The 14,164-nt window shown below is 43.1% G+C and carries 10 protein-coding genes; 6 read left to right on the forward strand and 4 right to left on the reverse strand.

Going from position 1 to position 14,164, the window contains the following annotated elements:
• Window positions 1–8 precede the first annotated feature (8 nt).
• The 6 genes from AAC006_RS15525 to AAC006_RS15550 all read left to right on the forward strand — a co-directional run bounded on the left by AAC006_RS15525 (window position 9) and on the right by AAC006_RS15550 (window position 7,372).
• On the forward strand, window positions 9–1,922 hold the full coding sequence (locus AAC006_RS15525; RefSeq protein WP_126871475.1) for an alkaline phosphatase: 1,914 nt from the start codon (window positions 9–11) through the stop codon (window positions 1,920–1,922).
• Between the two features lie 65 nt (window positions 1,923–1,987).
• Window positions 1,988–2,842 carry a hypothetical protein gene (locus AAC006_RS15530; protein WP_208805796.1) on the forward strand — a complete coding sequence of 285 codons (855 nt, stop codon included), beginning with the start codon at window positions 1,988–1,990 and terminating at the stop codon, window positions 2,840–2,842.
• 110 nt (window positions 2,843–2,952) lie between these two features.
• Window positions 2,953–3,573: an OB-fold-containig protein gene (locus tag AAC006_RS15535; protein ID WP_013783522.1), complete on the forward strand. Its 621-nt coding sequence runs from the start codon at window positions 2,953–2,955 to the stop codon at window positions 3,571–3,573.
• A 17-nt stretch (window positions 3,574–3,590) separates the two neighbouring features.
• Complete coding sequence (locus AAC006_RS15540) at window positions 3,591–5,339, forward strand: flotillin domain-containing protein (protein ID WP_208805797.1); 1,749 nt, start codon at window positions 3,591–3,593, stop codon at window positions 5,337–5,339.
• Between the two features lie 241 nt (window positions 5,340–5,580).
• Window positions 5,581–6,516: a transposase gene (locus AAC006_RS15545; protein ID WP_013783519.1), complete on the forward strand. Its 936-nt coding sequence runs from the start codon at window positions 5,581–5,583 to the stop codon at window positions 6,514–6,516.
• 406 nt (window positions 6,517–6,922) lie between these two features.
• Window positions 6,923–7,372, forward strand: coding sequence for a hypothetical protein (locus AAC006_RS15550; RefSeq protein WP_013783518.1), 450 nt, complete (start codon window positions 6,923–6,925; stop codon window positions 7,370–7,372).
• Between the two features lie 163 nt (window positions 7,373–7,535).
• Here the strand turns inward: AAC006_RS15550 and AAC006_RS15555 are convergent, their stop codons facing one another.
• The 4 genes from AAC006_RS15555 to AAC006_RS15570 form a co-directional block, all read right to left on the reverse strand.
• Window positions 7,536–9,797: a xanthine dehydrogenase family protein molybdopterin-binding subunit gene (locus tag AAC006_RS15555; protein ID WP_013783517.1), complete on the reverse strand. Its 2,262-nt coding sequence runs from the start codon at window positions 9,795–9,797 to the stop codon at window positions 7,536–7,538.
• Entirely contained in the window at window positions 9,787–10,809 is a 1,023-nt protein-coding gene (locus AAC006_RS15560) for a xanthine dehydrogenase family protein subunit M (protein WP_208805798.1), read from the reverse strand. Before AAC006_RS15560 ends, AAC006_RS15555 begins: the two co-directional genes overlap by 11 nt.
• Entirely contained in the window at window positions 10,809–11,306 is a 498-nt protein-coding gene (locus AAC006_RS15565) for a 2Fe-2S iron-sulfur cluster-binding protein (RefSeq protein ID WP_208805799.1), read from the reverse strand. The genes AAC006_RS15560 and AAC006_RS15565 overlap by 1 nt, the downstream gene beginning before the upstream one ends.
• Before the next feature lie 329 nt (window positions 11,307–11,635).
• Entirely contained in the window at window positions 11,636–13,828 is a 2,193-nt protein-coding gene (locus AAC006_RS15570) for a heparinase II/III family protein (protein ID WP_232363221.1), read from the reverse strand.
• Window positions 13,829–14,164: the final 336 nt, after the last annotated feature.

Consider the following 14,164-nt stretch of genomic DNA (forward strand, 5'->3'; position numbering starts at 1 on the left):
GAAGAACAATGAAACTTTTTAAATTGAGTATTGTTGCATTAGCAGTTGCCGGCCTAACCGCCTGCTCTCTTGAAGGCGATGACGGAAACGATGGCGCAGCAGGCGTTGATGGTTCAAACGGTCTTAACAGCTTAACCGTGCAAACAGCGTTAGCAGTAGGCGATACCAACTGCCCGAATAGCGGTGTACAGTTTGATTCTGGCCTAGACACCAATGCAGATGGCACCTTAGGTAGCGACGAGATTACCGACACAAGCTACGTTTGTTCTCTAGGCAGCTCTGAAGTTGCAACCGGTGAGCTACTTACTACTTTAAACAACGACTGGTTTATAGCCGCCAGTGCAGAAGTGGAAAACAACAAGCAAGTGTGGATGGATGCTACCGGCACCTCAGCCAGCATATCTAACGCTAACATTGAAGTAGCTCAAGTAGCTGACGATGAAGAATTACAGGCTATGGTAGCCGACCTTCGCGGTAAAGCGAAAAACGTGATTCTATTCGTTGGTGATGGCATGGGCATTTCAACCATCACAGCCGCACGAATTCTAGATGGCCAATTGAAAGGGCTTGATGGCGAAGAAAACCAGCTTAGCTTTGGTAAATTCCCATTCTCTGGATTGTCTAAAACGTATAACGTTGATGCACAAACCCCAGACTCTGCTGGCACCATGACAGCCATGATTAGCGGTGTAAAAACCGATGTAGGTGTTATTGGTGTTGATGAAGATATTGAGCGAGGCGAATGCAGTACAGTTGCTGGCAACGAACTCGTAACCGCATTAGAACTTGCAGAAATAGCGGGTAAATCTACCGGTATTATATCTACTGCTCGTATTACTCATGCTACGCCAGCCGCTACCTACGCCAAGTCGGCCGATCGTAACTGGGAAGATGTATCTGATATGCCTGAAGATGCGGTTACTGCTGGCTGCCCTGATATTGCCGATCAACTAGTAAACTTCGAAGCCAACTTAGAAGCTAACTATGAAGGCTTAGACGTGGATGGCTTAGAAGTAGTCATGGGCGGCGGCCGCCGCCACTTTCTTCCCAACGATGCTGCATTTAATAGTATAGATGCTGCAAGCGAAGTTGAAGGTGATAGAACGGATGGTCGTGACCTTACCGCAGAATGGCAAGATATGTATGAGAATGGTGTTTATATCGTCGACCAATCTGGTTTTGACGGCTTAGATACTGAAACGACCGAACGCGTATTTGGTTTGTTTAATGAATCGCACATGCAATATGAAGCTGATCGCGGCAACGATATTGCTGGTGAGCCTTCGGTGGCAGAAATGACTGAAGCGGCTATCAATATTCTTGATAACAACGATGAAGGCTTCTTCCTTATGGTTGAATCGGGCCGTATTGACCATGCTCACCACGCTGGTAATGCTTATGGTGCTTTATACGACACCTTAGCCTTTGCTGACGCTGTTGCTATGGCTGACGAGCTGACTAACGATGAAGATACACTTATTATTGTTACTGCTGACCACGGCCATGTGTTTACCATTGCAGGCTACCCTAAACGTGGTAATCCTATATTAGGTAAAGTGGTAAATGTTGGCGCTGACGAAGCCGCTACCGCGTCTGATGGTACACCCTATACCACGTTGGGTTACACCAATGGTCTTGGCTTCAGAAACCTTGGAGACGAAACCAATTCAGATGCGGGTTACGCTACAGCGTACGATACTGGTCGCAAAGACCTTACTGATATCGACACTACTACCCCGGGTTATCACCAAGAAGCGTTAGTTCCTATGGGCTCAGAAACTCACTCAGGAGAAGACGTGAGTATTCATGCTAAGGGCCCTGGCGCTTTCTTAGTAAATGGCACAAACGAACAAAGCGTAATCTTCCATATTATGGACTTCGCGGGTGACATCGTTACCCAAGCAGACGCCGTAGTGGAATAAAAAATTACGTTTATCATCAGTTCTAAGGGAGCGTTCACGCTCCCTTATTTCGGAGTTTTAAATACATGAAGTACCTAGTTTTACCCTCGTTAGCTTTAGCCACGTATGTTATTTCAGCCTTACTAACGGCAGCGCCTAGCCTCGCAACCTCTGTTACCACAGATTTGGACACCCACTCCAGCAAGGTGGACACCCACACAACTAGTATTCTGGATGCTAATAATCTGGCGAAGAATAATTTGGACACCCACACAAAATGCGAACTTGAAGCGGGCAACCTGAAAGCTGACTATACCGTCACTACCCGCCGCGGATTCACTCCCGGTAATAGCACGGAAATTTCGCTTTTACGCTATAACAATACGGTTGCTCATCAGTACCCACAGGTTGGCATTACTGAAACTTGGACGATGGTGCGAAACAAGCTAATCAAGCCTGTTCGTTATTTTGATAAGCACGAACGCGCTATCGAATATCAGCCGGGCGAAAGTATTCACGGCCGAGTAGAAAAAGATTTTTCATTTCGTTATCAGTTAATTAGCAATACTTTGCTAAACAAAATGACTTTAGAGCGTTCTGAAGGCAAAGGTTGTATGAAAATTGAGTATTTAACTTATCAAAATAGCAAAGTGGATATGACGCTCGCTTGGCTACCTGAGTTAAAACTAATCCAACAGTTTCGTGTTAATGAAAAGAATACTACCCGAGAGTGGTCATTAGTTTCAGTTAACGACAATGTAAACTTAGAAGCATTTTTTGAAAGCCGTGGTAAATACAAAGCTACCGATTATGCTGACATTGGCGATGATCATACCGACCCCTTTTTAACCAATATGGTAAATCAAGGGTTTATAGAAGCAGGCGCTAGCGGATTTTACGACCAAAATGGAAATGCGATAGGTGAAGGTCACCGTCATTAAACTTTAGGTTTATCATATAAAACTGTCCCTAGTTTGGTCGTTTTTCACTGGATATATAAACAGAATGTGATATAAAAAGGTTAATAAAAACATCATCAGGGACGGTGTAAATGTTAGATATTTTGCTGAGCGATGCGAATTTTTGGTTTAGTATCGCGTTAGCCACGGTAGCCATTCTATTTATTATAGAAATTGTGGGGCTAGTTTTTGGCATAAGCATGGTTGGTTTGCTTGACGATATGCCTAACTCAAATATTGATGTAGAAAGTAGTTCTATTCTTAGTTTTGGGAGCTGGCTCAATTTAGATAGAGTCCCGCTACTAATATGGCTGGTGGTACTTTTAACCATTTTCGGTTTACTTGGGTTTGTGACTAATTTCGCCACCCAATCTATTGCTAATATCACCCTACCCGTTTGGGTAACGCTCCCTTTTTCCGCGATTGTCGGTACCCTACTCACATCGAAAGTCAGTGTGATAATTGCGGTTGTTATTCCGAAATTTCAAACTTCTGCTATTCAAAACGACGACTTCATAGGTGCGGTAGCACATATAACTATTGGGATTGCATCGAAGGGAAATCCTGCTGAAGCTAAATTCACCGATGATTATTCACAGCCCCACTATGTTTTAGTCGAACCTTTTGAAGACAATGAACTCTTCAAACAAGGTGAGCGCGTTATCCTTGTTAAGAAAACCACCCACAGCTGGTTAGCCACCCGTTATCAATAATAAATAAGAGACTGAGTATGGAAACCCTTCAAACATCAAACTTACCTTCATTGCTATTTATTGCAGGTATTATTGTAGTAGCCCTTATCACTATTGGGCTTATTTTTGCCAAACTATACACTCGAGCGACCAAAGAAACTGCCTTTGTTCGAACTGGGCTTGGTGGTGAAAAAGTCATCAAAGACGGGGGTGCAATTGTACTTCCTGTTGTACATGAAATTATTCCAGTCAATATGAACACACTGCGTATAGAAGTGGAAAAAACGCAAAAAGATGCGCTCATAACGAAAGACAGAATGCGCGTTGATGTTAAAGCTGACTTCTATCTACGAGTAGCGCCTAATTCAGCCGGAATATCTATGGCAGCGCAAACTTTAGGTACGCGCACAACCCGAGCTGAAGAAGTTAAAAAACTAATGGAATCGAAATTTGTCGACGTACTTCGTGCGGTTGCCGCCGAGATGACCATGACGGAAATGCACGAACAACGTGCCGATTTCGTACAGAAAGTACAACAGAGCGTGGCTAACGATTTAGAAAAGAACGGTTTGGAACTGGAATCAGTCAGTTTAACTGGCTTCGATCAAACTGACCTTGAATTTTTCAATGAAAACAACGCATTCGATGCTGAAGGTCGTGCTCGCCTTGCTAAAATTATTGAAGAAAAGCGCAAAGAGACTAATGATATTCAGCAAGAGAACCGTATCCTTATTGAACAACGTAACTTAGCTGCTGAAAAGCAGTCTTTAGAAGTAAAGCGCGATGAAGAAGAAGCCCGCTTGATGCAGGAACAAACCCTCGCATTTAAACGCCAAGAACAAAAAGCGGAAATCTCGAAACAGCGTGAAATGAAAGAGCGTGAAGAGCGCGAAGCGGAGATTGCTAAAAATCGTGCGATTGAAGCTGCTGAAATCGAAAAGTCTCGCGAGATAGAAACTCAAGAAATTGCGAAAAGCCAGGCTCTTGAACAAGCGCGTATTCGTCAACAGCAAGAAGTAGAAGTTGCTGAGCAAGTAAAACAAATTGCGGTTGCTAATAAGTCTGAAGAAGAATCTGCGGCACGCGCGAAGGCCGCAGAAGCAGAGAAAACCAAAGTTGAAAAAGAAGAAGCCGTTATTACCGCAAAATTGGTGGCCGATGCTGAACGTAAGAAACAAATTGAAGTTATCGATGCGCAAAAAGAAGCGGAACGTGATGCGGTGAATATTACTGTTGAAGCAGCTGCGAAGAAAGAAGCGGCTGAAAATACTGCTGAAGCTATTTTAACGGAAGCAAAAGCTAGCGCTGATGCGAAAATGCTACAAGCTGAAGCGGACGAGAAAGTGCTTGCCGTAGAAGCCGCAGGTAAACAAGCACTTTATGAAGCAGAAAATACACTTAAAGATGAACAGATCGAACTTCAAAAATCGCTAGCTATGATGGAAGTTTTACCTGAGCTTATCGCCCAAGCAGTTAAACCTCTTGAGAACATCGAAGGAATTAAAATTCTTCAAGGTTATGGTCAAGGGAACGGTCAATCTGGTAGTGGCCAAACCGTTGCTACAGGTAGCGGTTTAGCCGACCAGGTTACACAAGCGGCTTTAAGTTACCGAGCGAATGCACCTGTAGTTGATGCAATGCTTCGTGAAGTTGGTTTGGTAAATGGTGAAAGTGGTACCCTCGATGACTTACTTACTGGCAAAAGTGAAATATTAACAGGCACAGCTGCTAACGCACCTGTCATAAAAGCCCCCACTCCTCCTAAACCCGATGCATTAGCGGAGTAGTATTTCGTAGCAGATAAGCTCATAAAGAAGCCCCTTTTAGGGGCTTCTTTGTTTTATATTGATAGGCTGTATTCACTTTCTTTAAGCAAAACTTAGACACCCACCGAATTTCATATTCGATGCCTCGCCTACACTAGCAACTTAAGCTCGGACAGCCACACAAACCCGCCACAAGTTCAGTATATTAATATTTATGTAAACGGCACTATTGTGAAACTTATAAAATTACAGAGTTTACGCTATGCCGCGCCCTCGAAAATCGCTCATCTGCTTACAAGATACCCCTTACTACCATTGTATTTCGCGGTGCGTGCGCAGAGCGTTCCTGTGTGGTGAAGACCATTACAGCAAAAAGAGCTACGAGCATCGCCGTCAGTGGGTTGAAGCCAGGCTAATCAAACTAGGAAGCATATTTGCTATTAACGTTTGCGCCTATGCAGTGATGAGCAACCATACACACGTCGTTTTGCATGTCGACAGAGATGAAGCCTTATCGTGGACTACTCACGAAGTATTGAAACGATGGCATACGCTTCACAAAGGCACTAACTTAACCCGTCAATATATGCAAGCTGAACAGCGTAGCTTGCTTTCGGACGCCCAAATAGAATCCGTAATAGCAACTGCAAATATATATCGTCAAAGGTTGCACGATATCAGTTGGTTTATGCGGCTTTTAAATGAGTTTATTGCGCGTTTAGCAAACAAAGAAGACGAATGTACCGGACGTTTTTGGGAGGGGCGGTTTAAATCTCAATCATTACTTGATGAAGCCGCCTTGGCCGCCTGCATGGCCTATGTGGATTTAAATCCATTGCGCGTAGGTTTATCAGAAACTCCAGAACAATCTGACTTCACCAGTATCAAAAAAAGAGTTGCTGCAGCTAAGATTGGAAAGCAACCTCAGTATTTACAACCTTTTTCTGGTAGCGGAAATGTAGTTAAAGGGCTTCCTTTTCTTCTCCATGATTACCTAGAGCTCGTCGATAAATTGGGAAGAAAAATCCGTTCTGATCAGAATGGCTATATTTCCAATATTCACTCGCCTATTCTTGATCGCACTGGTCTACAAAATATAGACTGGGAAGGCATGTGCCAAGGAATTGAAACACAGTTTTCATCGTCAATTAGCCTTTCAATAGCTATACGGAGACAGAAGATACTGGAAACCGCCTAACTAACTGTATAAACCTAAACGCTACATAAACCTAAAAGACACCCTCAGCGCAACTCTTCTAATAGTAACCAATCGCACGTTCAATTTTATAAAAAACTTTATATCTCGACCACTTAATAAAAGCACCATACGAATTACTCTAACCTCTCCAATAAATCACTTTTAGCAACAAGAGGGGCTATTATTTACTCTTAAAACCTCAAATAGATAAATGGCCTATATTGCAGCTGATGTATGGATGTCTAAATATTGGAACTCTATCAAAATATTCGATTTTTTGATTGAAGTAAAAATAAAATCAGTATGAAATTTAATCAATATGTGAAAAAACTGTTACACTCCGAAAGTCTCTTGGAGTTTGAAGTAGGGGGCATTAACTCACTTCAATATTATCAGGAGATAATGAATGAAAATTATACTTTTAGTCCTTACGCTAATTGGCGTTTGTACAAACCTACAAGCCAAAGATCGCCTTGATGTCTATGAAGATTTTGATATTGGTACCGAGCTTGTTTCGATGACCATGGTTAAAGTCGACCCCAACATGGAAGATATGTATTTAGCTGGGCTACAGCAATCTTGGGCTAAAGCCGTGCAAATTCAAAAAGATATGGGTTACATCAAAGACTGGAAAATATACGCAAGTGAACTCCCCTTAACTGGTGACTTCAATATGCTATTAGTCGTTACCTACGAGAAACTTTCTGATTTGGAGCCCAGTAAGAAAAAATATGAAGCCTTTATGAAAAAGTGGGGGGAAGACAATCAAACTATGTCTGAAGAACTCAGCGCCGGATACCCAAAAATCCGCACCTTGACTGGGGAATATATTTTCCGTGAAATCATCTTAAAATAATCAACGTGATTTATATATCTTCTCAACGTGTGACTCTTCGCGTCCTTGCGATTTAAGAGTCACACATATTTTTATCTTCATAAGTTAAGGATAATGGTAACGTTTTACGGTTAAAGCCTATCGGTTCTCCATAAATTATTGACTAAGCTCATACCTAGCCTAATCACTTATTTTGCAGTCCTTCCATCACCTTATCCATTGTGATTGGAAATTCCCGAATTCGCACGCCTGTTGCATCTGCAATCGCATTGGTAATAGCGGCTCCAGCGCCTGTAATACCAAGTTCGCCAATACCTTTGGCGCCAATAGGAGATGCTTCATAATCTGGCGTTTCTAGGAAATCTAACGTGACCTCAGCAATATCGCGGTTTACCGCAATATGATATTCACCGAAGTCAGGATTGATAAAACTGGCCGAATCAGTGTGATGATGAATGGCTTCGGTAAGTGCATACCCTGCCCCCCATACCATCCCGCCTTTAATTTGCGAAGACGCCGTTTTTTCATTAAGGATTTTACCTGCTGAAAAAATACCATATTGTCTTTTCAGTCGCACTTCACCTGTGTGGGTGTCCACTTCCACTTCTACGAAATGCGCGCCACAAGAGTATTGCTCGTCTTCACTGGTGTCGTCTTCGCTCACTTCACCTACTTCCGTTAAAGGAAAGTCATCCTTATCGATAAGCTCACTTAAAAGAAAACGCTGTGGCTCGCTACTATTAGTGTGGGTGTCCACATCTGTTTTAGTGTGGGTGTCCACATCTGTTTCATAAACCACCAGCGTGTTGCCTTCTAACACCAATTCACATTCCGGCGTAAGGTTTGGCAACTTTTGTCTGAGTGCTTTCTTCAACGATTTCTTCAACGACTCGCAGGCCTTCATTAATGCTGAGCCTGTACTTGCCGCGCCGAAAGAGCCCCCAGAACCACAGGATGGTGGCAAGCTGCTATCACCAAGTTGTACATCTACACTATCAAGCTGTGAATGGAATGCGCCTGCCGCTATCTGCGCCAATATTGTGTAAGATCCCGTTCCGATATCTGTCATATCCGAACGCACAGTAAGCTTTCCGTTGCTGTCGAGGCTTATGCTGGCTGCACTGGGTACCAGAACGTTCATACGCATAGCACTCGCTACACCGTGGCCTATTAATTTCCCAGGCTTGGGCGCTGGTTTATGTTGCCACCCAAACTTCTGTGCCCCTTCTTGCAAGCAGTCGCCAAGCCTATGGGTGGTAAAGCGCTTACCGCTAACAGGGTGAACTTCAGGTAGGTTTTTAATTCGAAAGGTAAGCGGATCTATCCCCGCTTTTAGGGCTAGTTCATCTATGGCCGATTCAAACGCCAGCGAGCCAATGGCATCACCAGGCGAACGTGTAGAATCGATAAGCGGGGTGTCTGCATCCTTTATTCTATGGGTACTGTTTATAAATTCTGCAGCGTACGTTACACGTGCTCCCGCTCCAGTAGCCTCGGCAAACTCGTAACCTTTTGCTTTCGGCATAGCACTATGATGTTCAATATCACCTATCAGACCATCACTGTCGCAACTCAAATGCATCTGCTGAAAACTATGTCCTCTATGAGGCGCATTGTAAAATACCTGGCGTCTGCTTAGAACAACCTTCACCGGTCGCTTCAAATATCGCGCCCCTAAACAGGCCAATACGGCATCGTAATGCAAACCTAGTTTTGAACCAAAACCTCCCCCAATAAAGGGGCTTTTCACCTCAATGTTCTCTTCATCTAATTCGAAAGTAACCGCTAACGCTTCCACTGCCGAAGCAATAATTTGCACGCTGGTATACACGCTTAGCTTTTCGCCATCAAAGTTTGCAATGGTTGCATGTGGCTCCATAGCCGCGGATATTTGAGAGGGGGTGGTATAGTCAGCCTCTATCTCCACTGCCTTTTTATCATGTTCTCTATTTCCACTTTCGACATCAGCTTCAAATCCGCCATCAAGGGAATCAGGCACGGTAGTGGCCTGCTCTGAAGATAGAAGCAAATCTGGACTTTTAGCATCAATCGTATACTCAACCAAGCTTGCAGCATAACGGGCTTGCTCCAATGTATCGGCAATGACTAAAGCAACTGGCGCACCGAAATGACGAATATGAGGCTCGTTTAGTACAGCCCTACTCTGCGTAAAACGGCTTTCGCTTGCGGGCTTACTGAATGGCTTAAGCGGTCCAGCATTTTTATAGGTTAGTACAGCATGCACGCCCTCTGCCTTTTCAGCTTTCTCTGTCGATAAATGAGTAATTTCTCCTACGGCAGTGTCAGAAGATACCAGCCACCCCACTAACGCTTTTTCATCGAACTGCTGCTCGGCTGCGTAGCGTGCGTGTCCAGTTACTTTTAAAACACCGTCTACGCGATTTTTCGGCTTTCCTAATACGTTTTTCGAAGTATCAATTTTCATAAAGCGCTCCTTCGTAATCATCATTTTCACACTGATGTTCATAAAGTGAATTCAGCACGCTTTTGAATGTATTACGGAGTAAATCAGGTTTGAAATTGTTACTGCCATATACCTTCGCATCGGCCAACTCAGCATCAATAGCGAGGTCTAAAACTTCATCAGAAAACTCAGCGCCTGTAAGCACTTTAATAGCGCTCACAGGGAACCAAGGTTTAGTTCCTACCCCGCCAAAACCTAATGTAACCTTTTCAATTCTATTGCCTTTTACCACAAGCCCAGCAGCTACCGATACCAAAGCAAAGGCATAAGAAGAACGGTCACGCACCTTACGGTAATATTGGCTGCCATGACGTTGTTTTGGAATAATGACGGCAGTAATAACCTCTTCATTCTCTAGAATATTTTCTATATGAGGTGTACTACCGGGCTCGCAGTAAAATTCACGTACGGGTACCACCCGTTCGTTACCCGATTTTGCGGTTAGCAGCAGTTTTGCATCAAGAGCCATCATGGCCACCGCCATATCCGATGGGTGAGTGGCAATGCAATCATCACTAGTGCCTAAAATGGCATGAATACGGTTCATACTTGTTAGCGCATCACATCCTGAACCAGGTTGGCGCTTATTGCAGGCCTTAGTGGTATCGTAAAAATAGTAGCACCGCGTTCGTTGTAGTAGATTGCCTCCGGTCGTCGCCCTATTTCGAAGCTGCACCGTGGCGCCACTTAATAATGCTTGAGATAGCAAGGAAAGTGATGGTTTGTGATAAGCGTAATTGGCGAGCGCCGTATTCGTAACCATGGCACCAACACGATAATGATCGTCGTGTTCAGTAATACTCTGCTCATCTTCCCATTGGCTTAAATTAATCAACTGTGAAGGGGTTTCAACCTGAAGTTTCATCAAGTCGATAAGATTAGTACCTCCCGCAATATACTTAGCACTGTCTTCGGTTGATAAACCGGTAATATCTTGAGTATGCTTTATATTTTGTACGCTGAATGGGTTCATTATTGTGGCTCCAAAGCAATAACATCTTGTATTGCATCAACAATATTGGGATAAGCGCCACAGCGGCATAAATTGCCGCTCATTCTTTCACTAATATCTTCTTTGGGTGAGTAGTCAGCACTACAGGTCACCGCACTGGGGTTCTTTGCCGCTAGCTCATCCATTAACGCGACACCCGAGCAAATTTGCCCTGAAGTACAATAGCCGCACTGAAAAGCATCCCGCTCTACAAAGGCCTTTTGTAGGGGGTGTAACTCATCATTCTTGGCTATTCCTTCAATGGTGGTAACCGATTTTCCTTCAAGCTGAAAGGCGAAAACCAAACACGCATTTACTCGCTCTCCGTCAACTAATACGGTACAGGCACCGCACTGGCCGTGATCGCAGCCTTTTTTGGCACCAAACATAGAGAGGTGTTGATGTAAAAAATCGAGTAGCGTGGTTCTTGGATCTTCAGGGAGGGGATAAGCTTCTTCATTTACAAAAAGAGTGGACATGGCGTTTTCCTATACCGTACAGCTATCAATCCATTACTGCTCAGGAGTTAGCTGAATATTTGTCATTCACCTTTTCACTACGCCTCCTCTTTATGTTTGGTTCAGCATTAAATGTTGCGGTTAAAAAAAAAGAAAAACCGCACGCTCTTTAGGTTGCCGTTAACATATGAATGTAAACGACAACTATCGGAGTTTGTGCGGCTTTAGTTACACTGCGCATTTCGTTACGCAAAGCATTGCTATTTAAAAACAGCGTTCGCATACACTTTCCATGAAACTGTGATTACCATGCTTTGATTTTATAACGTAATTTCTATAGCGAAACTAAGTTACTGGTACAAGTAAGGGCCCGTCCAGCTATACTTTTCACCGTCTATTTTCACACTATGTTTGGCGTTTTTCGACGCATCTTCATTGGAGATAATAAACACTTGCTCAGTACCTTTAACGTCGGTAATTTTAATACCTGTATAGGCTTCGCTATCAAGCACCACACTCAAGTCAGTAATACTACTTTTTGAATTCTGTGATGATTCACTAACTCGGCTATAAGACCCATGAGGCTCTACTACCGATACGAACAGGGTATCCTGTGTATCATTTCTGCGAAGCATGATGGCTGGATCACGTCGTAAGTTAAACTCAGGGTCGTTAGCGCCTATACGGGTAAAAAACACTTCATCTTCACTGTTAGTGATAGAAGTAATGGTGTAATACTTGCCATTACTTAACCACGAAAACTGAGTGTTGTGGTCAGCCGCATCGCCTTTTCCTTCAACGTATAAATGTTGATAGCCATTATCATCACCTAACGGATTCAGGCTCGTTGGCGTATCGTATTTGAAGTTCATATCTAATACTTGGCCAAAATAGTAGAACGGAAAGTCATACTGATTTTTCTTATCTGACTCAACCCGCATAATGTCTAACACGAACGGCTTTTCGAAGTTGTCGTTAGCGATCATAGCCATAGTGCGGTGCATCAAGGTACCAGGGTACGCATTTTCTTCTGTCGCACTTACCACTTTGATATCTTCGCGCTCTGCATCAAAAGTAAATAACTCTGAATGATGCTGACTCGCTATATCGTAATCGCCGTTAAAATGTTTCTTCTGATTTATCGACAAAGTGTTATGCGCGATGGTGGTTTTCGCCCAGGTTTTGTTCTCTTTTAAGTAGTTACCGCCACCTTTTTGCTCAATATTTACAAAACGCGCTAAACCGTAATCTTGTAATACTTCCTCGCCTTTTTCATACATTGAAAAAGAAAGTTTGTCGTAATGGCCATGACTTAAGCCTTGGGCCGCATACTTAAACACCAAGGTCATATCTTCATCACCTTGGCGCAACACACCTATGCCACCTTGCTTGCCATTCACGCCGTCACTTAAGTTCACTGATTGCTTGATAAAAGGTTCAGCCTTACCATCGCGAACGTCAATTGCCGCTTGTAGCCCTGATTCTTGCAATAACACTTCGCCTTGTTTTTCAACAACACTAAGCAGTTGTGGATTCTTATCACCGTAGAAATAAGCTAAATCCACCGCACTCACCAAGGAACTCTTGTAATAAGACATCCCTTTTTGGGCATCATTAATTGGGAAGAATTCACCATCAGCATCAGACAAATTAAGAAGCGCGTTTACGCCTTTCAATAAAACGTTGTCTTTGTGCTGAAGCACTTTTAAGTCTGGACGACTGTTGTCCATTGCTAAAGCAAAAATAAGGAAAGGATACATTGCATAGCGTTGGTAATATGGTCCTTCGGTATAATAGCCATCTGGCGAGAAAGGTTCTTCTAGGTTAGCAAAGAAGCCTTTGCGCTGACCTTCTACCTTAATGGTGCCACCGTCGTTATCTTTACCGCCTACTTCTAAACCATCATCTTCAATACCATACAAGGCACGCTGAATAAGTTCTTCGTCGTTCATGACTAGGCCAATCATACCGACCGCCGCGATGCCCCACGTGCTATGGTTGTGAACGCGATTGAAAAACTGCGGGTTCTCTAGTGAGATAAAATCAGCGAACGGACGGAACAAATTCGTTTCTAGCGTTTCCCGTTCTTCAGCTGAAAGATAATCATAAATGGCATCATAAGCTTGGCTCATGTAAACCAACCAGTTACTGTCGTTTAAGCACTGCCAAAACAATTTACCACGCGAATACGAGCGTTCTTGAGGGTGTAGCGGTAAATCTTTGTACATGGCTTCATACTGAAACAACATATCGCGAATGTATTTTGCGTATTTTTCGTCGTTCAGTACCTGATACAACACACCGGCTTTTTGAGCTACAAAGAAGTTTTGCTTGTGGCGTTGATGGGTATAACCGCCTGAAAAGTCTTTAGGAATAGGCGTATCAATTCCCATAGCAATTTCTGCATCTACTTCCTGTTTAACACTTGATAATGTTGTGTCAAACAGGGGAACTTGGCCTAAATTGTCTCTCATTCTTTCCACACCAGGTTTAGTAAGAATAAGATTAGGATGTTCTTTTGCTTGCAGGGTAAAAGGCGACATAGTTATGCCCACCGTTAATAACGTAAGGGTAAATTTTTTTATATTCATATTATAAGTTCCGTTTTTAACACTTCGCCTTTTTAGAATTTATTAACAATGGGTGTAGGGTAAAAAATTGTTAATAAGAAGATAGCGAATTGAGGATTAGTACAATAACAGAACCTCTAAGGTATAAAAGCTGACCACTGCGAGAAAACGCAAAAACAACCAACTATTTGTTCGAAATATAGCCATTTGTAGTATTTTTACTAAAAAATCTTGCATAGGCAGGTTCTAAATAAAAACGTGAATAGGATGATAAACGTGACGTACCACTTAGTACGCCACGTTGAATAC

It is taken from the genome of uncultured Alteromonas sp., assembly GCF_963976965.1.
Classification (GTDB): Bacteria; Pseudomonadota; Gammaproteobacteria; order Enterobacterales; family Alteromonadaceae; genus Alteromonas; species Alteromonas naphthalenivorans.

Coding starts and splice junctions, on each gene's coding strand:
- AAC006_RS15525 (WP_126871475.1), top strand. CDS start 9: ATGAAACTTTTTAAATTGAGTATTGTTGCATTAGCAGTTGCCGGCCTA.
- AAC006_RS15530 (WP_208805796.1), top strand. CDS start 1,988: ATGAAGTACCTAGTTTTACCCTCGTTAGCTTTAGCCACGTATGTTATT.
- AAC006_RS15535 (WP_013783522.1), top strand. CDS start 2,953: ATGTTAGATATTTTGCTGAGCGATGCGAATTTTTGGTTTAGTATCGCG.
- AAC006_RS15540 (WP_208805797.1), top strand. CDS start 3,591: ATGGAAACCCTTCAAACATCAAACTTACCTTCATTGCTATTTATTGCA.
- AAC006_RS15545 (WP_013783519.1), top strand. CDS start 5,581: ATGCCGCGCCCTCGAAAATCGCTCATCTGCTTACAAGATACCCCTTAC.
- AAC006_RS15550 (WP_013783518.1), top strand. CDS start 6,923: ATGAAAATTATACTTTTAGTCCTTACGCTAATTGGCGTTTGTACAAAC.
- AAC006_RS15555 (WP_013783517.1), bottom strand. CDS start 9,797: ATGAAAATTGATACTTCGAAAAACGTATTAGGAAAGCCGAAAAATCGC.
- AAC006_RS15560 (WP_208805798.1), bottom strand. CDS start 10,809: ATGAACCCATTCAGCGTACAAAATATAAAGCATACTCAAGATATTACC.
- AAC006_RS15565 (WP_208805799.1), bottom strand. CDS start 11,306: ATGTCCACTCTTTTTGTAAATGAAGAAGCTTATCCCCTCCCTGAAGAT.
- AAC006_RS15570 (WP_232363221.1), bottom strand. CDS start 13,828: ATGTCGCCTTTTACCCTGCAAGCAAAAGAACATCCTAATCTTATTCTT.